Below are 26,812 nucleotides of genomic sequence, written 5' to 3'. Positions count from 1 at the left end.
TTTCATTCAGAAAATAGAAAAAATTTAACTGGTATAGAGCAGGGTTTGTGGGATAGATTCAGACTTAAATTGCGGACTACAATTCCATCAAACCACTCACAGTAGTATAGATACTACCTCTCATCCTCCGATAAGGTGTGATGAATACGTTCTGTCTTCCAGCCTTTATACCGAGCTAGCCATCGCTCAGAATCAATATTATTATCACGTGCCTGAATAAGAGACGTATACCCCTCCACGTAAACACCACGCTTCTTTAGTTCTTCCATAATCCATTCTAGTCTTGTTGGCGGGTAACCAAGGTTGGCTGGGCCCATTTTAACTGAAAATTCAATTTCGCTTGGCTGAGTCACTTTCCAAGGGTCTGTCAATAATTTTGTGTAAACTCATTTATAAGGAATTCCCCCGAGGGGGAATATGCCTTTTAGCGTAGGTGCTGTCCGACTCGATCCGGAAAGAAAACGGAGAGTTGGAGCAGCATTTGCCCCCAGTTCTGAACACGACCGGTCCATTTGCGAACGACATCCATGGTCGAGTGGTAGAGCATTTTGAGTAGGGCTTCGTCCGAAGGAAAGATGCTCTTGCCCTTCGTTACTTTGCGAAGTTGACGGTGATAGCTTTCGATGATGTTTGTTGTGTAATTAGCTTCCGGATCTCAGGTGGGTACTTGAAGAAGATTGCCAGCTCATCCCAGTTATTACGTTAGGAACTGACAATAAGCGGATACTTTGTACCCCATATTTCCTCAAATCGATCAATCTCTGCAAGAGCAGCGTCTTCTGTTGTCGCCTTGTTGATCGGCTTCAGATCCGCCGTCACCTTCTTCGAGTCTTTGTAGGAGACGTAGCGTGTCGAGTTGCGGATTTGGTAATCATACACTTCTAAATCTCGGCCTGCGGATAGCAGGCGGCAATGGCTTGCGAGAAGCCCGTTAGGTTGTCGACGCAGGTGATGGGAATGTCTTGTACCTCACGGGTTTTCAGCTCATTCAGCACGCTGAGCCAGGACTTCGCTGACTCGTTCTCACCGAACCACATGCTCAATACATCCTTGCTTCCGTCCAGGTCAATACCAATGACCATGTACGCTGCTTTGTTGACAATAGCACCGTCTTGCTTAGGACGAACCAAGGAGACATCGCCGCGCACAATTAACCAGCGGCGTACAGGGACGCCAGCAACAAGCACCTGATCATCTAGCTCTCGGTGGCTTATACAACAGTTTGTTGTAGTTTTAGTTTTAAATACTTGTTTTTAAGTATTGCTGCAAGATCATTTGTATTATTAAGTTGTAGGATTTCATCTCTTGTTATTAACAAGATTGCAATTCTATCTCTTACAATTGCTGATCTTATTTCACTATGTGCATTGCGTTCACCATTAGCAGAACCAGTAATTCCATTTAGTGATATTATTATACCTGTTTGGGCTGCTTTATCTTGAAGTTTACGAACAAACCATCCAACATCATTACTTCCAATTGGCTCAGCAGTATTTTTACATTCAGTTATTAAAACTGTATCTAGAAAATGAATTGCTGAAAATGGCAAATTCCAAAATACAACGTCTATCTCTTGAGCTCTGTTCGAATCGATAATGTTTTTTGCAAAAAAACTCACATTGGGGACTTTTTCAAAAAGATATCTAACTAGTTCCTCTAACTTATCTCCTTTTATATCTGAGTTAGGAGCTTCGTCGGATTCTTTTAATAGCTGTAGAATTTTCTTTTTAGAATAAATAGCCATTAGTTAGATACTCCATGAGCGAGTTGATTTCGACGTTTCATAATAATATCTTCAAAACTATTTCTAATTAACATTTTGAGGAAATCTTCAAAATCCCATGCTAATATCAATGGTGCTATATTTCCTTTGAAATTCAAACGCTTGTTATTTCGATCTAAATAAAAAAGTATCGCTGCTTTGGAAGAAGTATTTATTAAATTCTTTGCAAGTGTTTCTACAAAATGAATCTCTTTATCTACAACATTTCCATATTTCACTTGAATAAGAATTGGATTGCCCAGTATCGCTGTTAATTGATCATTCCAGATTGCAAAATCAGTTCCATTATCCCCTTTAGAATAATCATTCTTGACTGCTCCAAAATCTGCAGTATCAAATACCTCATTTACTAGGAGCTCAAAATCGTATCCTGTTCCATTTTCTCTTATGCGCGGTAGCTTTTCTAATAGCATTTGAAGCTTCGCTCTTTGATTTTGAGTAATGTACTTTTTCTTTTCTTTCTTACTTTTAGGTTTGATTGAACTTTGAGAATTAATAAATTGTGTTAATGCCATATCTAATATATCTTGATTGGCCAATTTAACCTTTACATAAGGATACATCCGTAAATAAAGTAGATTTTGATCTTTCTCGGATAATATTAAAATCGGTTTCCCCATTCCTTCGCATAGTCCCAATTCATAAAACATCTCAGACGACGGTTCATTTAATACTGCTATTGCAAAATCAGCTTTTTGAATCTTTTCTTTTAGAGACAACATGGAATCCTGGTCAACATCATAATCGTAAAGATCTGTAACTTTAATCCCTTTTTTTTGAAGAAGTGATCTAATGATCATGGTATCCGTAGGAGTTTCAGTAATCAGATAACAAATATTCATAAACATTTACCTCTCATTAATCATTTAGTCTCATTCAAATTAATATTAATATATCAGAATTGGGAGCGTCGCTAAATTGGATATCGAAGAAAAGGGGTATTGTCGCAATAAAGATAAGCACTGCACCTATAAGTAGTGAGGAAGTAATCACAATTCTTTTCATAATTGATTTCATCTCAAATTCCATTTTATCACAGTTGAACTATAAATATAACTTACCATTTGCAAAACAAACACGGCGGCGATCATTTGACCGGCTGCCGTGTTTTTTAATTTAAGCTATCATTCCCCATTAGTTCAAACTATAATGAGAGGTTCGATTTTCTTCTTGATGCGCCATCAATGTAATGTGTTGCTCCCGATCAATGAGCCTGACCCCGGCCTTCAGCCGCAGTTTGCGGAAGTTGGTTAATGAACTCTGATCGATAACTGGGTCTTCCGGAGCCATTGTCAACATCTATTATAGTTTACGCCTCCCTCCCATTCCCCTCCAACCACCCAAATCCCATGTCCCACAAGACTTCCCAGCTCTTCCTCCCCCCTTCGCCCTAATCCCTGAAGCAAAATAAGTTTGCCACTGAAGCCCGCAAAATGACCGAGCAAATCACAAAAAATCGAGAAAAATCAGAGCCGAAAAGGCAAAATAAGTTTGACGTGAAATCAGGGGGAAGACCAGGGTTTTAGGGCACAGGGTTGAAGGGAAAAAGCAGAAAAAGAGACTGAGAAAATGCCTGGGACAACCGCTGATTAATGGCATCAATCACTTTAATTGATCGGGGAAAAGAATGAGGAAAAGACATTGCATTAATGAGGCAGAATCCTTATGTATCAAGGCTTTAAGCCGTTATCCTTTGGGCTGATGGCTGAGAAAAGGGTTGAGGAAACAGAGGATCGGGTCAGGGTATCACAGGGTGATGCAATGGCTTGTTGGGCTTAGGATCTACCCTATTCCCTACGCCCTTTCCCCTGCTCCAAAGAAAGAAAACCCGAGCGAAAATCAGGCGGGAGATACCTGAAATTCGTCGGCTTAGTGGTAAACTTTAAGTGATCAGTGGCAGACTTTAAGTGTGGAGTTGTGGACTTAAATGGACATCTACACCTCGTTTAGACAAAATACTACCACCATTTCGGTTTCCATAAAACGGCCTATAGCGAGCAGCTCGCTATTATCCCTAAAAACGACTAATGGCTTCACCCACTGTTAACAAAGGGCGAAGCCATTAAATAATATTTGTTGATGTCATCCTAAACAGTCATATTTCCATTTTACCCAACAGTTACTGTTTCATAAACCTACAGATACCAACTCTTTTGTAAAAACACCAACTTTAGTGTAAAGGCACCAACTATAATGTCCAGACACAAACTTTAATGTCTCCGGACAAACATCTGATGACGCCAAATAATACTGGGAAGTGAAACTACGCATTATAACTGAAGTTTTTGAAACACCCATTGAAAATGGTTAAATAAAAGTGGGAAGTGGTGGAATTATAAAGTGTTAAATAATAATGGGAAGTGGAATGTCTTGTTCTTCATAAATAATTATAAGAATCAAATAACCTTACCTTAATTTACACTATTTACGAAACGGTAAATCCTGCTTTTGAAGTTGCTTTTGCAAAGATGTACTACTAATGCCATAACTTTGAGAAATGTTCCACATCGATCTTCCATCTATACAATGCATATGGTGCCAAGCTACAACTTGTACTTCGTCGTGAGGTCCCGTAATCCATCAAACGTCCAACCGCAATTTTATAATTACAATCTATTTCGTCCTCATAAAATGTATATTCTCTCATACTAAAAGTGTTAATTTATTGTAAGATAGAATCAATTTCACAATCCAAAATATCAAAATCAAATACTAATAATTTCGAAAAGTTCTATCTCTGTACTATAATTTTGTTTCAGTATATACATTTAGATATTTTGCATTTCAGAATATTCGAAGGCTTAACAATAGTTCATTTATTGTTGTTTTCATTATCATTCATGATACAAAAGTTTTTTAAGGAATATAAGTATTTATCTCCCGTTTCATCAACTATATAATACAAATCATCTGATTTATCAAGGACTTCATATATGTGACCATGGATGAATCTTGATTCGTCACTTGAGCCACAAAACTTAGCTTTCATTTTATCACTCCTCGCTATACCATTTTTTTATTTTGAATTCAACTTTCCCGACATTTTTACATTGATACCAATGTATTTCTGCTTTTTTTCTTTTAGAACCTTTTTCTACAATTACTGTTCCACGTACCTTCTTCCAATCTTCAATAGCAGGGTTTTTAAACTTGTAAGTTTTCATTAATCTATTTATATCATCTATCTTTTTTCCTTGTGCGATTACTACAACACCCGTAATAGTTGATTTTTCAGGTATAAAATATTCGGTTTCAGGTATAAATATTTTCTCTTTCAAGTATATATTGTTTGCTCCAGAAGCTGATACCTGCTTAAATGCTAGAAAGGCTTCATTATAATTGTCTCCGATAAAATTCCTGTTATACGTTGAGTTTAATATTTGTGCAACTATGTCGTCTAAATACAAACTATCTGTAATCAGTTCCGTTTCTAGTCCTTTTTGATCATCAGGTATTTCCCAGTAAGCATTATCTAATAGATATAAATAATCTTCTCCAGAATTATCAATAATCCGATAAAGTCCTTGGGACTTTCCTAATACGGTATACTCTGTACCATGTGTAAAAGAAGAAATATTATTTTTCCCTTTATAAATTGCTTTCATTAACTAAGGGCAACTCCTTAATAAGTAATTGATATTATCAACTTTTGGAAATATTAACATCGATCTTCCCTTGATAAAACGAATATGGTGCCAAGTTGCAACTTGTACTTCATTGGTAAGGCTATTTTCCACTCCATCCTGTCATGTCATAACGAAGCAATACATCTTTATAAATTCCATGGTGTCATTTTATTGAACTGTGAAAATATTAGGTGAGATTTTAGTTTTTAATTTCTCTTCAATTTTATTGTCTAACTTAAAGCGTCGTGAATAATAAGATATTCCACCATTCTTAAAAATTAATAAGTCAATAGGGAAAGCAACAGGATTTTCTTTGTATAATTCAATATATTCTTTTTTACCTGTATGATTCACAATATGATGCATAACAAGTTGTGCCCAGTAGTCTAACTGATATCCTTTAATCTGAGATAAGGAACTTAACACCAAACATCTTTCTGCTAAATCTTTAAATTGATTCGGATTTTCACCTTCAGCAATAATAATCTGCTCACCTTCATAATTCCTAACTGTATATTGTTCATTTTCCCAAATAAAATGTTGAATAAAACCTTTACCTTCATCAACACCAAATAAAATATGATTAGCATGTGCATCTCTGTTTGTTTTTAAGAGTTCACCGTAATACTCCGCAACCATATTTGAAATTTGTTCTTTCGAATGTTCAGGTTTTATATTTACTTGTAATCGAAATCTAGCTTCATCGCTTGGGTTGCCTGCACTAGCAATTCCAATATTCTGATTTAATTTATTTATTTTCAACGCCTTCGCAGATACCATTGTACTGTTTCCGTCAGGAAACTTTGTTTCGATTAACCGTTGCGTATCTGCAACTAAAAATGCTCCATCTTTAAAACAGTACCCAATTAATGCAGTCATAGTTACTCCTCTAAATAATATTTTATAGTATACAAATAAGAAAAAGATAATAATCTCGAATGTAGAAAGAAAGATGATAAGGAGGGGGTAAAATTGTTAGACGCTGAAAAACAGTATATTGACAAACTCATAGAAAATAGAAAAACAATTTATAACGAAGAGCTGCTGTTGTATTTAATACAACACAAATTCCCAATAGCCAAACAAGTTTTTGCAAAATCAAAACAGGAACTCGTAATTAATGCCATCATTGAATATTTAGGTCAGGGTATGCCGTTTTTCGATTTAATTGATGAAGGTAATCTAGGGTTAAATAGAGGTATTGATTTATTAACCAAAGAAACTAAAATAAAAAATCTAGATGAGATGTTAAGAAAAAACATCCAAGAAACGGTTGAAGAAGCTATTGCCGAACGAAGAAATCATATTAGTAATACAATAATACCAAATAAGAACCAAGATATATAGTTTTGTATACAATCAGAAATGCTCCTCAAGCTTACTCAGATATAATTTTCGGATACATCATTTAATAGTGGAATTCATATAACTAACAGAGGACCACTATAAAAAAAACGATAGGTCTATCCCATCGTTTTTTCATATTCAAATCGAAGTCATTTTGGTTATGTTGACAATAAATAGCGGGAATTGAAGTGCTAAGGTTGAGATTAGAATCGCTATTCCATATGTTTAACTACTTTCGCCACTTCACCCTCAATGAAAATCATATCCGAAGCCTCTGCAAAATCATTAGCCCCGTTAAACGTTATTGTGTCCGTATAAAACGTAATATCTTCACCGATTACATAACCGTATCTGTCCAATCCTTCATTAAATAGGCCATCTGTGCCACGAGGATAGCTTTCATATCTCACTTCGTTATACTGAGTCTCAAGTAATTTAATAAACGCTTTTTCGGCATCAGCTACAATAGCGATATCATCTTCAGTTTGGTAACTCATAAATGCATTAATATCCTTTAACGTCGAAAACATATTAATGTTCATTTTATCAATTTCAAACAAGAAGATTACTAATTCATCCGACAATCTTGCTGGACTTTTAGAAAACGCATTGGTCAAGATCTTCAATCTGCCATGATGTGCTTTTTCAAAAAGCCTCGAAAAGCTGTCATTTTGTTTCGAAATACCCACATAATACAATTCAAAATTTGTGAATTCTCGCAAATTAAATTCACCTTCAATAACTCTGATACCGATATCGCTTCTCCAATAGTGGTAAAGGAATTTATCAGGGGTAAGCCATAACAAGACATCATTGGACTCACTTTCCGTTATTCTGAATAACTTTTCTCCTATCTCAATGGAAATCGGTAATCCAGGTTTAAGTTTGGGTATGCAATTGTCAACAGATATTTGAATAGTTGAACTCTGAACGCTCTTCGTACTTAATTGAAATTGAATAATTCCATTATCCTCATGAATAAAAATTGCATCCTTGAACTTTAATTCTTCTCTATGGCCAATCATATACAATTTACTATTTTTAACGTATTCCTTCACCTCTTTATCTTCCCATAACCAATCACCTTCTTGATTTGTAATTGGATGATATACCAATTTCAGAGTGTTTAATAATAACCTCATAAATGAATAACCACCTAACTCCATATTAAAATGAGTCACTAGCAATAGTTCCATATGTTTTTAGATACTTATCAATATTTGCGTTCACCTAATAATAACGAATTTCATAGCGTCTATTCAACATGCAGAGAAGGTGTAAGTATAGATTTATATCATTTTGAAAGAGCAATAATAAAAAAAACAAGCTCATCTTTAAATGATGAGTTTGTTTTTATTGAGTGAAAATAATAACAACGCATTGCTTCTTATGCATATAATTATTGCCTTGCACACTCTCGCAACACTTGCTGGTATACCTTCATTGAAAATCCAGGTCTCAAGCCCGCTTTCCTGACAATTTTCCACTCCATGAGAAGCTCACTATCATTTCTTAGTTGTTGAGCAGCGTATTTAACTCTACGAACCTGGAAATCGTCTATCGACTCCACTACGGTAGTAATATACGACATCGTTTCGGGGACTTTATGAGGGTGTTTTTGCAAAATGCTTAACCGACCCGTTCGCTTACCAATCATACTAACGCATAACCGTTCAGGTTTTTTTCTCCCCGAAAATTCTAGTTCAACCACATCTTTGGCAGCAACAAGAATCTCTCTGTCCCGCTCCAACCAATTTACCCGTGTGTCAGAATATTTTTGTTTAGGTGTTATTACTGGCGAATGAAGATAAAGCCACTCACGATCATGCCGATAAAGCCATATAAAGTTTGCAGGAGCAATTTTTCTTATTTCCTTTCTCGTTGCGCTTGGCAAACGTTTTTGGATTTCAAGCCAATTATCCCGTCTAACGGCTTTCTCTTCATCAATTCCTGTGTGACTATCAGGCTCTTTAGTGACTGATTCTTCTTCCTGCATTAGGATTGTTTTGTATTTCTTTGTTGTAATTCTGTCGCAACCAAGAATTGAGCTCATTTTGGCGATAGTCATTCCCTCTTGATTAGCTAGTGATCTCAGTTTACTTTCCCAAGTGTGTCCATATTTTATTACATTCCCCACTTTATATCTGTTGAGCTCAGTTCTATCTGGACCTCTCCTGACGTATGAAAAACCGCATGCACATGAAAAATTACCAACAGGATGCCCCGTCTTAAAGTCCCTATTCATTTGTACTTCTTCAATAACGTCTTGGTGAAAATGGTCTGTGGCGGCATTTAAGCACGGCCAAGGTCCTGTTCCAAAAGGTTTATACTCCTTTTTCTCAGCGAAAAACATTTCTGGAGTTTGTCCTAAAAAGCGCATCAGAAGCAGATGCCTTATCGGATGCGTAACAGCTCTCTGCTTTCTCACCAATTTTAACAGCCAATTCGTCGAATCAGCGGGATCAATTGAACAATGCAATGAATCTAAAAACTCGTGGCCATAAAAGCCGACAAAACTTCTTAAGAACTTGTCAATGCGAACTTTCCCATTAAAGTTCGCGTATCCTTGCATTTGCAAACAAACGCGATAATTGTTTTGTATAGCTTCAAAACCCATTATTGGCACCTCATGATGAAGAAGCCATTCGACCGATTTCGAAATAAATCGTTCATGCTCTGTGAGATCGTAATCCACTTCCTTTGATCCGTAACATGACGCATTTGAAATATCAACGAACTCATGTTTATTTTCTTTTTGGGTTATTTGAAGCTTACTATCCAATAGCCTGATTTGGTGTTTATCGCATGCATTAACGCCTGGCACTTGATGACTACGATGCCAATACGATTGTCCAAAATTCATTTCATCTTCTTTATAACAAGATGAACAATATCGCATATAACGTGAGACAGGGATTGCACTGGCCATAACTCCTATGGTTGTGTGAACGTCACCGTTTTCCTTCATCTTATGAATTGCTTTGTCCAATCTTTCGATCGGCATAAACGGCGCATAAAGTGGTAATAACGTCAAATCCCGTATGATCCGTTCTGGTGTGTATTTTGTTCCTTTGGGCAGATTTAAATGAAACATCGATAATCGAGAAGGAAAATCCACAACCGCAGAAGCCGTTTTGCTCGAAAATGCATCATTTACGGTTTCCTTTGTACCAATATTGATGTTGCGGCTAATAATATGATAGCGTGCAAGAACGCTGTATAGCAGCTCATCTGGATGAGGATCGAATTGGTGTATCATGAAGTCACTCTCCTAAGCTGTATGGAATTCTAATGAAGTATGAATGTATCCCGCTTCATGCAGCGATTGATATGGTGGAATACCATCTTTATATCCTTGTTCGACAATTCGACGTAAATCTTGTTCGGAGTAAGGCATCGTTTTACTGCTGTTTTTCTTTGTTGATGGTGATTTTTTCGATTTAGCAGCTGCCGTAACGTTTTGTCTTTCCTTTCTAGCCAAATCAAAGGCATCCCACATTGCTACTTTGAGGTCAGTACTCGCCCCATTGAATTGGAGTGATTTTTTAGCACAATCTTTTGCTGTGTTTTCATCTACTCCTGCATTGATCAGTGCCATCGCAATTTGAATGACTAAAAGCTCTTCGTCTGCTACATTGATCTGATCCCATTTTTCTGCCTTTTGCTGATTTTGAAGTGTATTAAGGCGACCATCAAGAATTACACGTTCTTTTTGAGTCTTTAAGTAGTCCTCTAAATACTCTTGGCTCAAGGGAATAACATCACCATATTTAATCAAATCCTCTGTCCGACCATTCCGTAATGCACTCAAGATAGGTTGCGCGCTTTTCATGCATTCCCTTGCAATATCTTTAATAATGGCTGGCGTGATTTTTTCATTCGATTGACCAATAACTGACCATTGCGTTAGCATGTAAAGTTTTACAGCAATATCTAGTATTCCTTGTGACTCCTCATAAAGGGCATCTTTAAGCTTATTATCAAGTGGTGTTTCAACGGTGGTGAATTGATACTTCCAGATTTTTTTAACAAACAATTGCCATTGTTCATCGTTTTCTTGATTTGACCAAATCATATCACCTTGACCCAATCCTCTTCGAATTTGAGCAAGTTCTTTGGTTAATATATTTTGGGCCTTATGCGTGCCAACGATAACCACGGGAACTCCTATTTGATTGTTTAATTTAACAAAAAAGTTAAGCATCTTTTCAGCACCGCCGCTATGAGCTAAACTAAGCCTCTGAATTTCATCGATGACGAGGACACCCAGACCTAAGGAAGAGGCAATAATCGCCATATCAGGTAATAATTCATCCGCTGATCGGCGACTCTTATGAAACTTCCGATAAAAATCAGTTCCCATTACAACGTCTACCGATTGAAAAAAGTTAAGGACTAACGCTTTTAGAGAGCCGTTATAAGGACACTCTAGCTTCAGCCAAACAAGCTGGTGTCTATCAAATGCATTACCATTGTATTCATGATGAACAATCAATTGCGGGTAATAGGCTAGAACTCTTTCCACCGATTTTGTTTTACCCACACCACTTGTACCTATAATTGAAAAACCTGTTGCCGAGGGAGAGATAACAGGTTTTGTATACTCATTGACTTCATCCCAAAGCAAATTTGGAAAAGCGCTTCGTAATTGTTTGTTCCATTCTGCTGACAAGGGATTTCGAGTTACATAACCACTTCTAATGACCCTTGAAAAGCGTTGATGGAGTTCCAATTGATTTGCTGTCGGTTGGACGACGTTTACAAGCCTCTGAACCGCATGTTGCCTGTATTCTATTGAAAGTTGCCTCTCTGATTCCAGATAAGCGGGTTCCAACCGAAGCTGATACGCAGCTTCTCTATCACTCAGTATGGAAGGCAATGCGGCAAGATAAACGTTATGTTGGTGCATAGGGTCAAATTCTTCAGTATATCTGGCTGTTACCCTATTACCAACAAACGCATAACTTCCTTCGTCTAGGATTTGTTTTTTTAAATCACTCATCATCAAGGTCCCCCAATAATTTTAAAAATGATTGTTTTTTCGTCAAATGTGGTCGCTGTGCTTCCTCATTTAAATCGACCTCTTTAAGGGGCATTTCAATAACATTAGCAGGATTTATAGGAAGCGCCTTTTTCCCGATATCGAACTTTTCTTTTTCCCGATTCTCTTCTTTAGCCAATCTGCGATTGTCTCTAATTCCTTTTACCCTCGCATGATCGCTTTTTTCCGAGACCGACAATTGACCATTCGTCTTTTGGATGGCGTTTTCGACAACTTCTGCTCTTCTCGCCTTGTACATAGCTTTAGCTTGTTGCGATCTTGTACCTGACTTATCCTTATTCAACTTTTCCAATTCATGCAGATCCATTACCTCTTCAAGCCTTTTCCCTTTATATCTAGTGGATCGATCATTCAAATCGCAACGTTCAAATCCTTGTCCGTTTTCAGCTGAAAGATAGATAGCATCCATATTGCGGAAGTCATACGATATCGGAACTTTCCAATAACCTGTCGCTCTAGCCGTCTCGAACCAAGCTTCTCTGATTGCTGTACTACAAGAGTAAGTCATGCCTTCGAATCTGATTCCGTTTTCTGTAACCACCGCTTCATCTTTAGGCATTAAATTGTAGCGCACAAAATCAGAAGAAAAAGTACGAAGGCTACCATTACGGTTTTGAATACCCCAATTCCATAAATCAAGGGGATACGGTTGAACCTGTTCACCGATCATAAATTCATTCATGGTATAGTAATCCATATACTTCTCCAAGTTGTGTTCCATAACAGTGTGAATTATGATTTGTGTAAATTCGAACAAATCAAGTTTTCCGTCCAGCCGATGATCAGGTTCACCGCGTTCACGATGTCTTTTGTTAATCGCTCCAGGCAGCCACTTAATCGCATTAACATTAAGTAAGTTGAATTGCTGCTCCACAATCCCCTTCCAGTCTGCGCGGTAAGGAGCAGTTGTTAAAATCGGGATTCGAAGCCCACCAACCACATTATCGGATGCTTTACTCTTTAACTCCCCGTTATCTGCCAATAACCCTTTTGGAAGATGGTGGCTTGGCCATTGATCCTCCGTTATAGTAATCTTATACTGTTTGCAAAAGTCGACTTTACTCTCAAAGGCATTAGCTAATGCCATTCGTGCTCCTGTCCAACTCGGTCCTTCTAACCCGACGTACATGCCAGTGATTAATCTACTGAACGCATCAACGATCATGTAAATGACAGGTCTTCCTATTATTTGAGTTCGATCAAAGCGATTGACCAAATAAACATCCGCAATGGTGGCATCGATTTGAAAAATTGACCCAGGTCCAAATGCCATCTGTTCCGATGTTCCCAATACTGCACGATGTCTTAGGTTATATGAACGTTTTCCCTGCCTAGCGATATTTCTTTCACGGGTATTATAATTTTTGTAATACCAGCTTTTAAATGAAGAAAAAGTAGGTAATTCTTCTTTTGGAGGTAAGATTGGAAAACTATTTCCGTCCACATCTGTTTCATAACCGATATTAAACCATTTTTCGATCATGTCATCGAATGCTCTGGAAAGCGACTTTCGTTCTCGGTTATGATAAAAAAGCTTTATTGCAGTCTTGAACGTGCTTAATATCTCTTCCGTAAGATTAACTCCTGTGCTAATTCCAAGAGTTCTTGATAATCTGGAAGGCCGTCCCCTTTTAATTCCATTGTCTTTTTTGGGTTTTCCGCGCCCGCCCTTTCGAAAATCGGCGGGAAAAAGTGCGTCGGGAGTCATGCCCCACGCCCAGTACCTGCGAAGATATTTGTAATACGTTTTACCCGTGGCAATTTTCAAGTTCACTCTCTCTGAAATAATTGCCCAACGCAATTTACAATCATATATATCGGGTTCATCCTGGATTAAATCTTTAATTAATTCCCAAGCTTTGTCGCGTGATTCATAGGAATCTGTGTCTTCAATCGGGTCAGGCAGTTTCAACCTAATGTACGGGTCAACCGTCCGAATAATAGCAAGGTTTTCTGCAATAGCAGACGTGATTGGAATGACCTGTCTCAGCTCGGGGAAATGAACTTGCTCTTCTCCGATCGCATTTAAGCGGATAACAAAACAATTATTACTATGAGAGTCGATCCAAAGCACTCTCTCCATATATCCCTCATCAATCCATTCGATTAATGAACCAATAGTTATCATTTATACGATTTGCTCCTTTCCTAATAATTCGAAATGTTCGGCGCGCTGAACAAATAACGGTTTTGATGGTTCAATCCGCTCAGTCATATCGACTACCCACAATTTAGTAGCAATGTAATGTTGAACGGCCCATAAAGAACTACCAACTTCCAATCCAACGGTTTGATCAATCTGCAACGCTGCCTTTGCCAAAGGTATCCCGTAAGGGTCAGTAACAGAATTGAACAATTGGGGTTCGAGTTGCGTAAGCAATTCAGGAGATAATTGAAAAGGAGAACCCGCTATATCATGTGACGCGTACACCCACTCGATATTTTGCACCATACCACTTGGAATCTCGCGTTCCGTAACTATACCCCAATCAATATCCCGCTCCACCCAATACATTCGTTCTAATTCTAATCGTTCGATGGTACGCTTTGCCCCAAGCTGATTTGAAGGTATTACCGAACGCGCTATCATACATATGTCTCCGTTTTGTACGAAATCTATCACAAAATCTGTCGTCATCACTGCGAGTTCTTTTGTCTTTTTATCAGCAGGATGCTTTATGCCTAACCTTTCAGACAAATCGAAAGTTCTTTCAAGAGGTAAGGGATATTTCTCCCTGATATCTTTGATCATTGCCGACCACTCTAGCATGTAAAAATACGACCGTTCAAGCTGAGATAGAAAGTGATGGATTCTTCCTGTCTTCCATCCCATTACTCGGCCAGAAAGCCCGTGCGAAGCAAAATCACGTACAGTTGTCCAAGGAATATATTCAGTTCCCTTCCCCTGACCATGTCCCTTTTTCATTTTATTTTCATAACTTGAAATATCATTAGACACTTAGCTTCCCCACCTGTTAAAATTTATAGTGTAATAATATGAATTATAGGCAAATTATCAGACTATTATACCCGTTTCGTGATTTTTTACGATCTTTCAGCGCATACTACACCATATCTAGAAGGGAGTAGTCTTATGTCATTTGGAACCAATCTCCGATATTTTCGCATTCGCAAGGACTATACCTTGCAACAATTGGCTGAGCTATTAGATGTATCCGCCAATTACTTAAGCACACTCGAAAACGGAAATGGGAAAATCAAGCCCGATTTTCTTCCTCGGTTATGCAACGTTCTTCAGGTAACAATGGATAGTTTGTACGAAGAAAATGATGAAAGAAAATTGTACAAGTAACCTTTACATCACCAGTATAGGTAAGCGTAATCTTAAAGGCCACTGGTAAAATTTTAAAGTATACTGACGATTTCAGGAATATAATTTGAAATTTATAACGAAAATATATATAAATATTTTTATTTAACCTGAAATTTGTTTTTTCTCTTAATGTAAATATGTTTTTTATCAAAAAAAGAAGAACTATTGGAACAATTTACATGTTCGTTTCAATGGTTCTTCTTTCATTTCACTACTAGCAAATAGTCACGATGTATAGAATCCTCATCCGACGGACATGAATGTTTCGGAGGTGATGATTTGATTTTATGGGAAAAACGACCATACACAAGTAACATACATGTCGTGAAGTATTTGGCTGCGTCATCAGGTTTGCATATTAATTTAGTTGAAATGTTGTATAACAGAGGGATAACTAATGAAGATGATTTATTTAAACATCTCTATCCTGAATTAACGGATTTACATGACCCGTTTTTACTCAATGATTTAAAGATAGCCTTATACCGAATTGTGAAAGCGATTCAAAGTGGAGAGCACATCATGATATACGGGGATTACGACGTGGACGGCATTACATCCACAACATTGTTATTAAAGGGGCTTCGTTTTTTTAAGGCCAATGCTAATTTTACTTTACCTACGAGAAAAGACGGTTATGGTCTTACGGAATCTGCTATTGAAAAAATGCGTGGACAGGGAGTTACGCTTATTATTACCGTCGATAACGGTTCTAATGCTCATGCTGCTTTAGCGACAGCCAAAAAATACGGAATTGATGTTATTGTTACTGATCATCATCAAATTATGGGGCCGCATCCCGACTGCTATGCTTTTGTAAACCCAAAACGTTCAGATAACACCTATCCCAATTCACATTTAGCAGGAGTAGGCGTTGCGTTCAAATTAGTTCAGGGATTATTTACAATCAGTAAACGGAGTGACTGGAATCATAACGTATGGGCTTACCTTGAATTAGCTTCACTTGGCACAATTGCTGATTTGATGCCCCTTCAGGGTGAAAATAGAGTGATAACTAAGCTTGGTATATCCAGAATGAATACCCAGCCCTCTCCGCCGATAAAATGTTTGCTAAAACTGCTAAAAATAACTGATGTCACAAGTACCGATGTTTCTTTTTTACTAGCGCCCATCTTCAATTCTTCAGGCCGAATAGATGATCCAAATGCAGCCGTTACTTATCTAATGGATGATCATCCATACGTTGAAGAAGCCAACCGATTCATCCAACTCAATCAGGCTAGAAAACAGATGACGACTGAGCAATTTGCTCTACTGGATAGTCAAGTCATTGCCCATAACTTGCATAATAATCGGGTTATCGTGGCAATGGATAACCTTCATGAAGGTATTATTGGTATATTAGCTGCAAAATTATCCGAGAAATATCGTAAACCTTCTATCGTTATTACGAATGAAGGGAAAGGTTCCGCTCGCAGCGTGCAAAACACGAATTTTTCCATCGTAAACGCCATAGAACGTTGTTCCGAACATTTGATAACATTCGGAGGGCACCGAGCGGCCGCAGGATTATCGATTGACACAAATCACTTGATTTTATTTGACCGAGCCTTACAAAAAAGCGCTGAATTAGAGCCCCCTATCCTTTCCGTATCTTATTATGATTTCGAAACTTCGCTTGCCGATTTTCCCAACCTTTTATTTTCAGATATGAATGACCTTGAACCATATGGGATGGGTAACCCGAAACCTAAATTCCTGTCACGCGATATATTTCCAAAGCAAATTGAATACTTCGGTAATAAGAATCAACATGCAGCCCTACACTTTTCTAAACATAAAGCTATGGTTTTTGGAAAAGCTGACAAGCTTAAAAATGCTACACGAAAGTCATTTGAATTACTTTACAGCCCGAACTGCTATAAAAAAAGAGATTACATCGTCGAGGATTTTCGTTTTATTTAACTTCGTACTTTCCGATCGAATTAAAAAACTTGAGTTTTCAAAAAGGGATTTGAGCGTGGATGTACAAAATATTAAAAGGGATCGAATTAATCCGATCCCTTGGTATTGCTAGTGTCTTAGTTAATTTTTAGTTTTCGTCTATTGTGTTTAATGCGTAAACAAATAGACTAGATGCAAAACGCGTAAAAAAATTCGGATAGTTGTATTTCCGAAATCATTTACGCCTTTTTCTGTAATGTTGAGATTATGGAAAGGATATTCGTTTTTCTCAAAAAATATTTATAACTATAACAAGGAGGGAAACAAAATGTTAATCATTGAAACTCATCCATATTATCAATCAAAAAGTTTGTATAATAATAAACAGGCAAGATCATATCGCCTTGAACCTGTTGATTACACAAAATTTGAATTAATAGATCCCGAAAGCGGATTGCTGCATATCTATGTTCCTGAAGATAAAAAAAATAATTATCACTGGACTTACTATTTTCCTGATTCACCGTTTTTCATTAGAAGTATAGCAAGCTCATATAAAAACGGACCATTATGGATGATTCAGTTATTATCAAAAATTATTGAAGAAGACTAATCTCGTTCTTTGGGATATCTTTTGTAAACGGAGAAAAACCAGTTACGATATTCTTTATATGGAATTGCTTCCTCACTATTATACAATTGACCATCTTCAGAAATTATAACAACTCTTTGTGATCTAATTTGACTAAAAGACTCCGCATCATGAAAACAGGTGATCAAATAGATTTTTTCTTTATAGTTTTTCGCTTCTGGAAGCCGATCGCGATCGTCATCATCAGTTATATCTAAACTATAAACAAACATCTTCTTGCGAGAAAAATCCCTAACAACTAAGCGTTCAAAATGTTTTCCAAAAATAAAGTCATAATCAGCAAGAACCTCAAAAGTTACTTTATATTCATCCGCATTCACATCTTCAACTCTTTGATTAATTCGTTTAAAGAAATGTTTGTCAAACTCCATAAGATACTTCTTATTACTTATTCTCGACTCACACAAGATATTATTATACATTTTGTTACACGTCCTTTTTTTATATTCCCTATAAAAAGCCATCTTCACTATTGTAGCATTTTCATAAGACCATTTACCTATTAAAAACAGAAAAAACGTTCATTAGAATATCCCATGAACGTTTTTTCTCTTGCTTATTTTTTTATCAACAATGAAACGATATTATCGATAATCTGTTTGAAACCCCCGTGGTCTTTAAATTGATGATAAGAAATGTAAATGAAATAAAGGAAAACAAAAAACAGAACTGCTCTTACCCAAGCGGGCAAAATTTTAGTGATCACCCATATCATCCAGTTGAACAAGTTCTTTAAAATAAATCCCACAAATTTAATTGGGGCTTTTACGATAGCTTCCGCTGCCGCCTTAGCAAAATATTTCGTAAAAGCACTTCCTTGACTCACCTTTTTCGCAGCCATTTTAGCCGTGAAATATTCAATAGGTCCCATCAACTCTCCCCCTACGTGATTATTTGCTTCGCGGCGTTTTCAATGTCTTCCGTTTCAATAATCATTAAATCCTGCGAGCCTGTCTGTGCGATTCGATTATTTTGTTCCATCCGAATCTTTTCGACCAAATTTCTTGCCCATCTCGCATTACCATTAAGAACTCCTTGATTCTGACTCGCCGCAAATTGAATGAAATTGACCAAAACGTTTTCAGCTTTAGAAGTGAGCGTGAAATGCTTTGACGACATAGAAGCTTTAACGATTTCTATAATTTCGAATACCGAATAATCAGGGAATGACAGCTTAAACGGGATACGTGATTCTAATCCTGGGTTCATATTTAACAAGTCATTCATTTCAGCTTCATAACCCGCTAAGATGACCACAAGTTCGCCACGATGATCCTCCATCGCCTTGACGAGGACATCGATTGCCTCTTTGCCAAAGTCATTTTCGTGCCCTTTGGCGAGTGCGTAAGCCTCATCAATAAATAACACCCCGCCCTTCGCTTTCTGAATCAAATTCTTCATATTCGCTTCCGTATGACCAATATACTTGCCCATAATCGTCGAGCGATCAGCCTCTACCAAATGCCCATTGGCTAAGGCCCCCGAACCTTTTAAGAATTTACCTACAATTCTCGCAACCGTTGTTTTCCCTGTTCCTGGGGGACCTACAAATAACATGTGCATGCCCATTCGCTCCGATGATAATCCTTCCTCCGCCCGTTTCTTCTCAACGTCAATGGAGTTCATAAACCGCTTGAACTGTTCTTTAATCGCATAAAGCCCAATCATCCGATGAAGCTCTTGTAAAGCCTCCTCTTTAAGTTGATGTTTGCCTTTTTGTGCTAATTCATCATCAAATCCATCCTGAGGTTTTTTACGAATACCCGCAGCTCGCGAAATGTCGCTCGGTAGAATCTTACCGATTCTAGAATTATCCGTTTCATTTGCCACCCTGACGTTATGCTCTTTAATAATCTGATCCACAAAATTTCTTGCCCATCTTCCGTTACCAGCGATCGTACCACTCTGTTGTAAAAAAGTAACCGTTCGCTCTAATTCACCCATAATTTCCTTACACTCATATCCGCTCTTTTCCAGTATCGAAAGAGAGATCGCTGTCAACTCCATTGGCGTAAAGTCCACAAAGTTAAATGTAAGTGGAATGCGGGAACGAAACCCTTCATTCATATCTAATAACCGTTCCATATCCGATTGGTAACCCGCTAAGATAACCACTAAACGATCTCTGCGGTCTTCCATGGCTTTAATCAACACGTCAATGGCTTCCTGTCCAAAATCATTTGGAGAATCCGTTTTTGCGAGAGCATACGCTTCATCGATAAACAAGATGCCGTCCGTTGATTGCTCAATGAGGTCCATCATGTTCGCTTCCGTTTGACCGATCACTTGCCCGACAATGGACGAACGATCGGTTTCAACAATTCTATTCGTCTCAATCAATTTAAGGCCATAAAGAATATCCGCCATTAACCGAGCGAGCTCGGTTTTTCCTGTTCCAGGCGATCCCTGGAATACCATATGTAACGTCGGCTTGGTCGGCTTCACCTTACCCAATTTTTCTGCTTTCTTCTTACCTTCCATTTCCTTCATAAAACTGCGAATCTCTGTCTTAAGTTCGGCTAATCCAGTCATTGCTTCTAAACGTTGCATCGCATTGGTTAACGTTTCTTGTCTGTCTGAATCATTCGGTTGCGGCTTTGACTGGTCTTCCTCATGATATGCGGTTACTTCTTCCTCTTTTTGCTTCATCGCGTCTCGGTAACGGGAAACATTATCTCGTCTTCTTTGTTTCAGTTCCTCACTATACGTTTGGGATGGGCTTGAACCTCCGTGAACGGACTCTGTATGTTCCTGCGGACTACTGCTTCTTATCGATTGTGCAGGGCCAGGGTGGCAAAGCCCATGCATGATGAACCCACCAATGGGAAGGAACATAACTTTCCAACTTAAAATATGACGTTCCATAGCATCGAATGAAAAGGCAGTTAGTAAAGCATCAAATGTATTATTAATTATTACATCATCGAATTGTTTCCCGATTTCAAATAAACACGAAGTGAAAAGTACGCACCAATAAGCCAATAAAACGCCCGTTATGAAAATTGTCGAAGGAAATCGTTGTCTAGCGGCTATCAACGACAACACAAAAATCATGACCAAAGCACCTACGGTTTGACCTGCAAATGCTCCCACTAGTGCAAAAATCAATATTCCATACGAAAGAATGGACCACAGCTTATTAAAGTTCCCCTTCTTCTCATAAAAAGAAGCACCAACAATTACCCCATATATAAGAAACAAAATACCTGAATTGTTTACAAAACTGTCATCCGAGATTAAATCCATCAAAGCAAATAACGCATATACGGCCCCTAATAACAACAGAATGTAATCCATAGCAATGGAAAATTTTTGGTCGTGAGTAATAGACATCTTATTGTTTTTTATTTGAGCCTGACTTTTCAACATACATGACTCCTTTAGATACGATGAAAACAGACGCGGATTTCACGTCTGTTTTCATCGTATGGTTTGTTCTTGTTATAACGAAGATCTTCGACTTCGCTTTCTATTGTTTTAGGCTGGAGTCCAGCGAACCAATCTTCTGAGCCATTTCTGCAATTTGTTTGTTCGCTGCTTCCAGCTCCCGCTTCATATTGTTTTGTACTCGTTCCTGCTCAAATAAATTGATGCATTCTTTGAGAGTGTCAGCTCGGCGATTAGACACATATCCATGGAATCGGCCAACGATATCCGAAGTTAAATAATCTTCAGGAACATCGGTAAAGTTCATTATGTCTTCAGCCAGTTCGGTCTGCTGCTGTTCAAGTTCATAAATGTCATTTTCAACTTCACTGATTTTCTCTAGATAAAACGTTTTTTTGGAAACAATCTTGGCACCGATCGCTTTAAACAAAAATTTGTATAAGAAACCAAGACCACTTAATAATGCGATATACCAAAACGCTAATAATATCTTGATGAAGAAGTTATGGTCTCCGAACACGCCATCATAAACCGAGCTTCCAAAAAGTAACAAGTAAATCACCAGGTAGGAGCCGACTAGATATAAATTCCGTTTACCTTCACCGCTAATTTTTGTCGGATCACCCAGCCATTCGTCTCTTCGTCTCGTTAACTTATACTTTTCAGAATCTAGATCCTCAAACTCCTTAACCACATCGTATGTTGTCCCTAAATGTTCCAATAACTCTTCCCTCTCCATACCTACTCCCCCATTACTCTTATCTGTGACCATACTCCTAGTTAAAGGGGACAATTCGATTGTCTATTGTTCCCAATTGAGATTATACACCACCATTGTGTCTGTTGGGAACCATTTTATAAACATGTTCCTTACAGTTCATTTCTTGAATGCTTTAGCTTGTCTACACTCAGATTATGAGGGGGGCGGGATCATGAACGGCATCCTTGAGAAGGTTGGACTACGCATAAGAGAAGTTCGTCTACATAAAGGGTTGACGCAAGAGAAGATCGGAGAAATTGTCGGGGTTTCGTATAGCTATATTGGGAGGATAGAGCGAGGTCAGAAGAATATATCGCTCGGTATGCTTGAAAAAATCGCAAATGCGTTGAACGTGAATGAATCACAGTTTTTTACTTACAGCAATGAAGCAGAACTTGTTACTGAAAAAGACAAACAAATTAAAGCAATTATTGCTGCATTGTACAACCAAGACGCTAGATCCATTTATAAAGCAAAACATATTTTGTTTGAAGCTTTAAAACAGTTCAATGAATGAATTGGAACCCGCAAATACGTTAAGAAGGTCCACCTTATATAGTAGGCGGACCTTTTTTACATTTGGCGCTGAAAGAGCTTATATTTCTTATTAACCAATTAATCTTAGTTGATATCAGCCCATAAAAGTTGTATTCGCAATATAATCAGCATAAGTGCAGGGAAATTAAGCTTATATGTCGAATAATTTGGGTTGAGGTGACTTAAAATGACGAAAAAATACAAGGGATTTCGCCAATTTACGTCGGCCATCCATTTTCATACGGCCGTACTCGATAAAACGCAGATACTTGCGTTTCAGGATGGAGAATTAATAGGAAGTGGGTCGTTTGATGAAATGACGGATCAGATAATCAAGATCCGTGATGAGCGTTTTATGCGGGAGAACTGCACGTTCGTTTACGCTAAGTAAGGAAAAACTTGATTTGATAACCAAAACTGAAATAAACACCATAAATCAAACGATATACAATTGACTCAAGAACAAATGTTCGCATATAATAAGCGTGAGGTGACTTGCGCATGGCTATGAAATTATCGGATATCTATGAACATCCCGCTCCCCCGTCGAACGAAGAGAAGCGGTTGATATACAACTACATTATCCTTCCACTGGTGCTCAAAATAGTCAAACATAATAAATGCGAATTGTATAAAAAAGCCCGTTCGTTGCGCAGTGTCTTCGTCAGAGCTGCGGACCTTATTATCGCGAAAATTGACGCGGATTTAACAGAACCCAGGCAGGCAATGCTCAATCATAATTTCGTAATTAATGAGCTTGGAAGCACCCATAATAGCCTAGATTATCGTATTACTTGTCGCGGTTATGAGGAGCGTTTAACATTCTCGCGCGAATACTTGCTAAGAGAAATTAATATAAGGATATCTGCTTATACGGCAGAGATTTTCATGAAGAAATAACGAATATAAAATAGTTAATGCCCATCAAATGGTTTAACCATTTGATAGGCATTTTTATTTAGTGTACTAAAAATATGACTCGCGGTTAGGTTTGATTCGCTGCCTCTCCAAAGATGTAAGCATTAAATATTTCTGAAGTCCCTTTGAAGCTTTGATTGCCAGATTACCCAATTGCTCGGCTTTTTCCATATTTCCTTTTTTATATTCCTCTTCGGCCTCAAGTATATACAGAAAGACCTTATTTTTCAGTTTACTTTTGTACATTCTATATGACTCCCATTGAATCTCCATTAGAGCGATCAGAGCGTAGTTGTAAGAGCGTACCTCAGGATTTTTGATCATTTCGGTTTCTCTTTTCGCTGAGGATAAATTATTCCTTTCTAAATATAGTGCAGCTTTTAATAAAGCTCGCATCTGTTGTTGCCTTCCCCAATTTTTTAGACGTTCTATTTTTTTATAGGCTTCATCATAATTACCTCTTGTTATGTCAAGAAGGGCTGTATAGTAGGGATGTTTTTGTTTATAAAGAATTTTTTCAACACGGGCCATATCACGAGAGAAATAAAGAACGAAGAAAGAAATGATATGATCCAAATATATTAGTACTGTTAGTCCGAGTACAATCGGTATAAAATCAACAATTGATAATTCGAGATCGTAGAAACCCACTAGAAGTCCTATTCCTATGCTAATAATAAAAAGAAAAACAAAGCGAATGAGATTCATCCCTGTCACCGTCCTAAGATTATCTTATTATGAAGTTAATGATACCTGTTATCGCATCAACAATGTACCGATTTTTCTAGGACTGATTAAATCCCTTTCATTATTAAAAAGTGAAAGGGATTTTCATACGTCTCAATAGTACATTTATTTTTTTTGTATACTAACCAGGATCGAGTTGTTCTTTCTTTTTGTATTTCTTCATATTGTACTACTACACTTCATCAGAATCTATTAAAAAGAGTTGCCGAAGCAACTGTTTCCGCTATCATGTCCCGTTTGCTTAACAACTAATTGTTATTTTCTATCCCATCCAATAGCTAATTCAACTAAATTGTTTCCGCTTATTGTAATACCCTTCTGTCCAATTATCTGACCACCTTGTGCTTTATAAAATTCAAGGGACGGATTATCTTTTAAAACCCACAACATCATTGATGAGTAGCCATTATCCTTTAATGACTCTACAACCGAATTGAAAAGCATTTTTCCTAAGCCTAATCGTTGGTAGTCCTTTAATAAATAGATTGCATATAGTTCTCCATCATGTTCAAATTCATCATTCCGACTTCGACCCCCACTAGAAAATCCAACGATTTTACCTGCTCTGTCCTCTGCAACGAATATTTTTTCATGTACGTTTAGATTTTCAAATGTCCATAACCAACTTTTCATTCTATTTTCAACGGAGAGATTAGACAAATACGATTCGGAAATAATGTCTTTATAAGTGGTTTTCCAGCTATCAACATGAACAATTGCGATTTTTTCAGCATCTTCAATGTGAGCTTCTCTTATTTTCATCGGTTTCCCCTCAATTCGATTGTCAGTTTAACCGTATATTACCATAAAAGAGCATTGAAGATAACTTCCAGTTACTTGAGAAAACGGCAGCCATTAAGTCGGCCGCCGTTTCTTATGTTCATTGAGCAATCGTATCCGTTAGTTTAATGAACTATGTTGTTGGGTAGTCACCCCAAAGTTCAATTGCATTTCCATCTGGGTCAAAAAACTTAAAGGACAAGCCTTGATAGTCTGTCAACTTTCCTACCTTAATACCCTTGTCTTTGAATTGCTGGTAAAGCAAATGGATATCCTCAGCCACAATAAAGCCGTATGTTGCTTGTACACCATTAGTGTAATTCATATGCGAAGTAACTTTACCTTCATCATTAGGGATTAAGAATACCCGAACTCCTGATTCTGTTCTCAATTCTAGACAAATCGGGTCTTCAACCGCTAATTTAAAGCCGAGATGTTCTGAGTACCATTCCAAAGCCTGTTGAAGATTAGTTACAGGTATGTACTGGTAACTGGTTTTTAATTGCATAGAATATCGCCTCCCATAATTGCTATATCCATTGCTATATCCAATAAATACCACGTGTCTATTTAATTACCTGCCCGTTACTTAAACGATCAGGAGCAGGTCGCCGCGGCGCCTGCTCCAGTCATAATTATTGCGCTATCGTTCTCCGTTGAGCTCATGAGTTAAATTCTACCGCAGGGTTACCTGCGTACGTAATTTCTGAATATTCACCTTCCGAGTATTCTGAAATTGTCCTCGTCCAAAATGTTTTTGCAAGCGAATTTTTTTCCAACCAAGAAACACTCCATATTCCCTTAAACTTCTCAAACGTTTTATATGCTACTTCTTTTCCAATTCCTTGCCTTCGGTACTTTCTTAAAATGAAAAACTCCGCTATTGAGAACTTGGGTAAATCGTCTGAAACTGTAATTTCCCTAACTAAAACAAACCCAGCCAGCTTCCCCGATACCATCACAAAGAAGGGATGCCGCCCGTCTTCAGTCCAGTAATGATCTAGATATTTATAGTCAAAAAGGCCATATTCGTTAACATCATTATCGCTCTCATCCTCAAATTGGCTCATATCGTACTGATATAATTCCATTAGGTTTCGTAGTATTATTTTCTTTTCAGATGAAACCCTTAGAAGTTCCATGCTAAATCCACCTCCTAATAAACCTCCTAATAATGTACTACGTTATTCCATGTTATTCCTAATCCGATTCTTTCGCATTACTGCCAGATAGCACAGCCTAGCTGCCGATCGATCCTGCGGAAGCCTCGTGATGTACGGTATTGAGCTCTTCTCTGTTGGCGGTATGATTCAATATCCTAAGAGCAATTCAAATTCAATTTCGTGTCGAATTGGTATCCCATCAAATCCTGCCATGGGTATTGATGGCTTTATTTTTCTTGCTTCTGTGATGGCGTTTTGATGAACTGCTTTCATGTCAAATCCTCTTTTTTGATAAAAACGAATAGCCCTTATATTATTATTTGAAGTAATCATCCATACACGGTTACAGTTTTGTTCCCTCGCTGCTGATATAACTAAATCAATCAGTTTAGTTCCGATACCTTGACCCTCAACTTTGCTGTCGAGGGACACGATTTCGCAATCACCTTCACTTATGTGGAAGGTTATCATTCCTTTTATTTCATCACCAATTAATACTACATACCCTGGCAATTTATTTATTGAATGTACTTGCCCTCTGGATACAATGATTGATCCTCTAAACTCGATTGCTTCCGCTCTTAGCTTTTCATCAATTGCTTTTATTACCATCCGATTTTCCTCCAGTGACTTAAAGAGCCAGCAAGAATTAAGTATCTGGAATTAATTGTATCATAGCAGACCATCCAAAACGACTAATATTGCGTTAAACTGCCCGTTAGCGTGGAAAAGGCAGCCGATGATTGTGATCGGCTGCCTCCGTGTCTTTATTGAACTATCGTTTCCCGTTAGCGTAATAATTGTTCTGCGT

General features: G+C 37.7%; 26 protein-coding genes and 1 pseudogene. 7 read left to right on the top strand and 20 right to left on the bottom strand.

Going from position 1 to position 26,812, the window contains the following annotated elements; all coding sequences use genetic code 11:
* Window positions 1-424 precede the first annotated feature (424 nt).
* The 6 genes and pseudogenes from RCO25_RS07050 to RCO25_RS07025 all read right to left on the bottom strand — a co-directional run.
* Window positions 425-1,121 (bottom strand): annotated as a pseudogene (locus tag RCO25_RS07050) (IS256 family transposase); the annotation flags it as partial.
* Between the two features lie 89 nt (window positions 1,122-1,210).
* A complete protein-coding gene (locus RCO25_RS07045; RefSeq protein WP_308995432.1) occupies window positions 1,211-1,744 on the bottom strand; it encodes a restriction endonuclease in 534 nt (177 codons plus the stop codon).
* On the bottom strand, window positions 1,744-2,625 hold the full coding sequence (locus RCO25_RS07040; RefSeq protein WP_308995431.1) for a restriction endonuclease: 882 nt from the start codon (window positions 2,623-2,625) through the stop codon (window positions 1,744-1,746). The genes RCO25_RS07045 and RCO25_RS07040 overlap by 1 nt, the downstream gene beginning before the upstream one ends.
* Before the next feature lie 1,970 nt (window positions 2,626-4,595).
* Window positions 4,596-4,772, bottom strand: a complete 177-nt coding sequence (locus RCO25_RS07035) for a hypothetical protein (protein ID WP_308995430.1) — start codon at window positions 4,770-4,772, stop codon at window positions 4,596-4,598.
* A 4-nt stretch (window positions 4,773-4,776) separates the two neighbouring features.
* On the bottom strand, window positions 4,777-5,388 hold the full coding sequence (locus RCO25_RS07030; RefSeq protein ID WP_308995429.1) for a hypothetical protein: 612 nt from the start codon (window positions 5,386-5,388) through the stop codon (window positions 4,777-4,779).
* A gap of 189 nt (window positions 5,389-5,577) precedes the next feature.
* On the bottom strand, window positions 5,578-6,288 hold the full coding sequence (locus RCO25_RS07025) for an Ntn hydrolase family protein (protein ID WP_308995428.1): 711 nt from the start codon (window positions 6,286-6,288) through the stop codon (window positions 5,578-5,580).
* A 93-nt stretch (window positions 6,289-6,381) separates the two neighbouring features.
* Between RCO25_RS07025 and RCO25_RS07020 the strand changes: the two genes are divergently transcribed.
* Window positions 6,382-6,756: a hypothetical protein gene (locus RCO25_RS07020; protein WP_308995427.1), complete on the top strand. Its 375-nt coding sequence runs from the start codon at window positions 6,382-6,384 to the stop codon at window positions 6,754-6,756.
* A gap of 212 nt (window positions 6,757-6,968) precedes the next feature.
* Here the strand turns inward: RCO25_RS07020 and RCO25_RS07015 are convergent, their stop codons facing one another.
* The 5 genes from RCO25_RS07015 to RCO25_RS06995 form a co-directional block, all read right to left on the bottom strand.
* Window positions 6,969-7,898: a hypothetical protein gene (locus RCO25_RS07015; protein ID WP_308995426.1), complete on the bottom strand. Its 930-nt coding sequence runs from the start codon at window positions 7,896-7,898 to the stop codon at window positions 6,969-6,971.
* Between the two features lie 257 nt (window positions 7,899-8,155).
* Window positions 8,156-10,015, bottom strand: a complete 1,860-nt coding sequence (locus RCO25_RS07010) for a TnsD family Tn7-like transposition protein (protein ID WP_308995425.1) — start codon at window positions 10,013-10,015, stop codon at window positions 8,156-8,158.
* Between the two features lie 12 nt (window positions 10,016-10,027).
* Window positions 10,028-11,761 (bottom strand): ATP-binding protein, encoded by a 1,734-nt coding sequence (locus RCO25_RS07005; protein WP_308995424.1) that lies wholly within the window; start codon window positions 11,759-11,761, stop codon window positions 10,028-10,030.
* Window positions 11,751-13,946, bottom strand: a complete 2,196-nt coding sequence (locus RCO25_RS07000) for a Mu transposase C-terminal domain-containing protein (protein ID WP_308995423.1) — start codon at window positions 13,944-13,946, stop codon at window positions 11,751-11,753. Before RCO25_RS07000 ends, RCO25_RS07005 begins: the two co-directional genes overlap by 11 nt.
* Entirely contained in the window at window positions 13,947-14,777 is an 831-nt protein-coding gene (locus tag RCO25_RS06995; protein ID WP_308995422.1) for a TnsA endonuclease N-terminal domain-containing protein, read from the bottom strand.
* A gap of 135 nt (window positions 14,778-14,912) precedes the next feature.
* Here RCO25_RS06995 and RCO25_RS06990 point away from each other — a divergent pair, with 135 nt between their 5' ends.
* The 3 genes from RCO25_RS06990 (at window position 14,913) to RCO25_RS06980 (ending at window position 17,670) form a co-directional block, all read left to right on the top strand.
* Window positions 14,913-15,131 carry a helix-turn-helix domain-containing protein gene (locus tag RCO25_RS06990; protein WP_308995421.1) on the top strand — a complete coding sequence of 73 codons (219 nt, stop codon included), beginning with the start codon at window positions 14,913-14,915 and terminating at the stop codon, window positions 15,129-15,131.
* A 300-nt stretch (window positions 15,132-15,431) separates the two neighbouring features.
* A complete protein-coding gene (gene recJ / locus RCO25_RS06985; RefSeq protein WP_308995420.1) occupies window positions 15,432-17,078 on the top strand; it encodes a single-stranded-DNA-specific exonuclease RecJ in 1,647 nt (548 codons plus the stop codon).
* Window positions 17,079-17,385: 307 nt separating this feature from the next.
* Entirely contained in the window at window positions 17,386-17,670 is a 285-nt protein-coding gene (locus RCO25_RS06980) for a hypothetical protein (RefSeq protein WP_308995419.1), read from the top strand.
* Here RCO25_RS06980 and RCO25_RS06975 read toward each other — a convergent pair.
* From RCO25_RS06975 to RCO25_RS06960, 4 genes are all read right to left on the bottom strand, one after another.
* On the bottom strand, window positions 17,667-18,080 hold the full coding sequence (locus RCO25_RS06975; protein WP_308995418.1) for a hypothetical protein: 414 nt from the start codon (window positions 18,078-18,080) through the stop codon (window positions 17,667-17,669). The genes RCO25_RS06980 and RCO25_RS06975 overlap by 4 nt on opposite strands.
* Window positions 18,081-18,265: 185 nt before the next feature.
* Entirely contained in the window at window positions 18,266-18,580 is a 315-nt protein-coding gene (locus tag RCO25_RS06970) for a hypothetical protein (protein WP_308995417.1), read from the bottom strand.
* An 11-nt stretch (window positions 18,581-18,591) separates the two neighbouring features.
* Window positions 18,592-21,078: an AAA family ATPase gene (locus tag RCO25_RS06965; RefSeq protein WP_308995416.1), complete on the bottom strand. Its 2,487-nt coding sequence runs from the start codon at window positions 21,076-21,078 to the stop codon at window positions 18,592-18,594.
* 100 nt (window positions 21,079-21,178) lie between these two features.
* Window positions 21,179-21,868 (bottom strand): hypothetical protein, encoded by a 690-nt coding sequence (locus RCO25_RS06960; protein ID WP_308995415.1) that lies wholly within the window; start codon window positions 21,866-21,868, stop codon window positions 21,179-21,181.
* 160 nt (window positions 21,869-22,028) lie between these two features.
* On the opposite strand from RCO25_RS06960, the gene RCO25_RS06955 reads away from it, so the two are divergent.
* The 3 genes from RCO25_RS06955 (at window position 22,029) to RCO25_RS06945 (ending at window position 23,293) form a co-directional block, all read left to right on the top strand.
* Entirely contained in the window at window positions 22,029-22,373 is a 345-nt protein-coding gene (locus RCO25_RS06955) for a helix-turn-helix domain-containing protein (RefSeq protein WP_308995414.1), read from the top strand.
* 207 nt (window positions 22,374-22,580) lie between these two features.
* Window positions 22,581-22,784 (top strand): hypothetical protein, encoded by a 204-nt coding sequence (locus RCO25_RS06950; RefSeq protein ID WP_308995413.1) that lies wholly within the window; start codon window positions 22,581-22,583, stop codon window positions 22,782-22,784.
* A 110-nt stretch (window positions 22,785-22,894) separates the two neighbouring features.
* Window positions 22,895-23,293, top strand: coding sequence for a YhjD family protein (locus RCO25_RS06945; RefSeq protein ID WP_308995412.1), 399 nt, complete (start codon window positions 22,895-22,897; stop codon window positions 23,291-23,293).
* A 66-nt stretch (window positions 23,294-23,359) separates the two neighbouring features.
* On the opposite strand, the gene RCO25_RS06940 is transcribed toward RCO25_RS06945, so the two are convergent.
* From RCO25_RS06940 to RCO25_RS06920, 5 genes are all read right to left on the bottom strand, one after another.
* Window positions 23,360-24,019, bottom strand: a complete 660-nt coding sequence (locus tag RCO25_RS06940; RefSeq protein ID WP_308995411.1) for a hypothetical protein — start codon at window positions 24,017-24,019, stop codon at window positions 23,360-23,362.
* Window positions 24,020-24,313: 294 nt separating this feature from the next.
* The gene (locus tag RCO25_RS06935; protein WP_308995410.1) at window positions 24,314-24,820 is read right to left on the bottom strand and encodes a GNAT family N-acetyltransferase; all 507 of its coding nucleotides are present in this window, start codon (window positions 24,818-24,820) and stop codon (window positions 24,314-24,316) included.
* A 151-nt stretch (window positions 24,821-24,971) separates the two neighbouring features.
* A complete protein-coding gene (locus tag RCO25_RS06930) occupies window positions 24,972-25,346 on the bottom strand; it encodes a VOC family protein (RefSeq protein WP_308995409.1) in 375 nt (124 codons plus the stop codon).
* A 154-nt stretch (window positions 25,347-25,500) separates the two neighbouring features.
* Window positions 25,501-25,980, bottom strand: a complete 480-nt coding sequence (locus tag RCO25_RS06925; protein ID WP_308995408.1) for a GNAT family N-acetyltransferase — start codon at window positions 25,978-25,980, stop codon at window positions 25,501-25,503.
* A gap of 168 nt (window positions 25,981-26,148) precedes the next feature.
* Window positions 26,149-26,613 carry a GNAT family N-acetyltransferase gene (locus tag RCO25_RS06920; protein WP_308995407.1) on the bottom strand — a complete coding sequence of 155 codons (465 nt, stop codon included), beginning with the start codon at window positions 26,611-26,613 and terminating at the stop codon, window positions 26,149-26,151.
* Window positions 26,614-26,812 lie beyond the last annotated feature (199 nt).

Origin of the sequence: Paenibacillus sp. LHD-38, from assembly GCF_031157315.1 — a bacterium.
Taxonomy (GTDB): Bacteria; Bacillota; Bacilli; order Paenibacillales; family Paenibacillaceae; genus Pristimantibacillus.
This window is presented reverse-complemented; position numbering and strand designations above follow the sequence as displayed.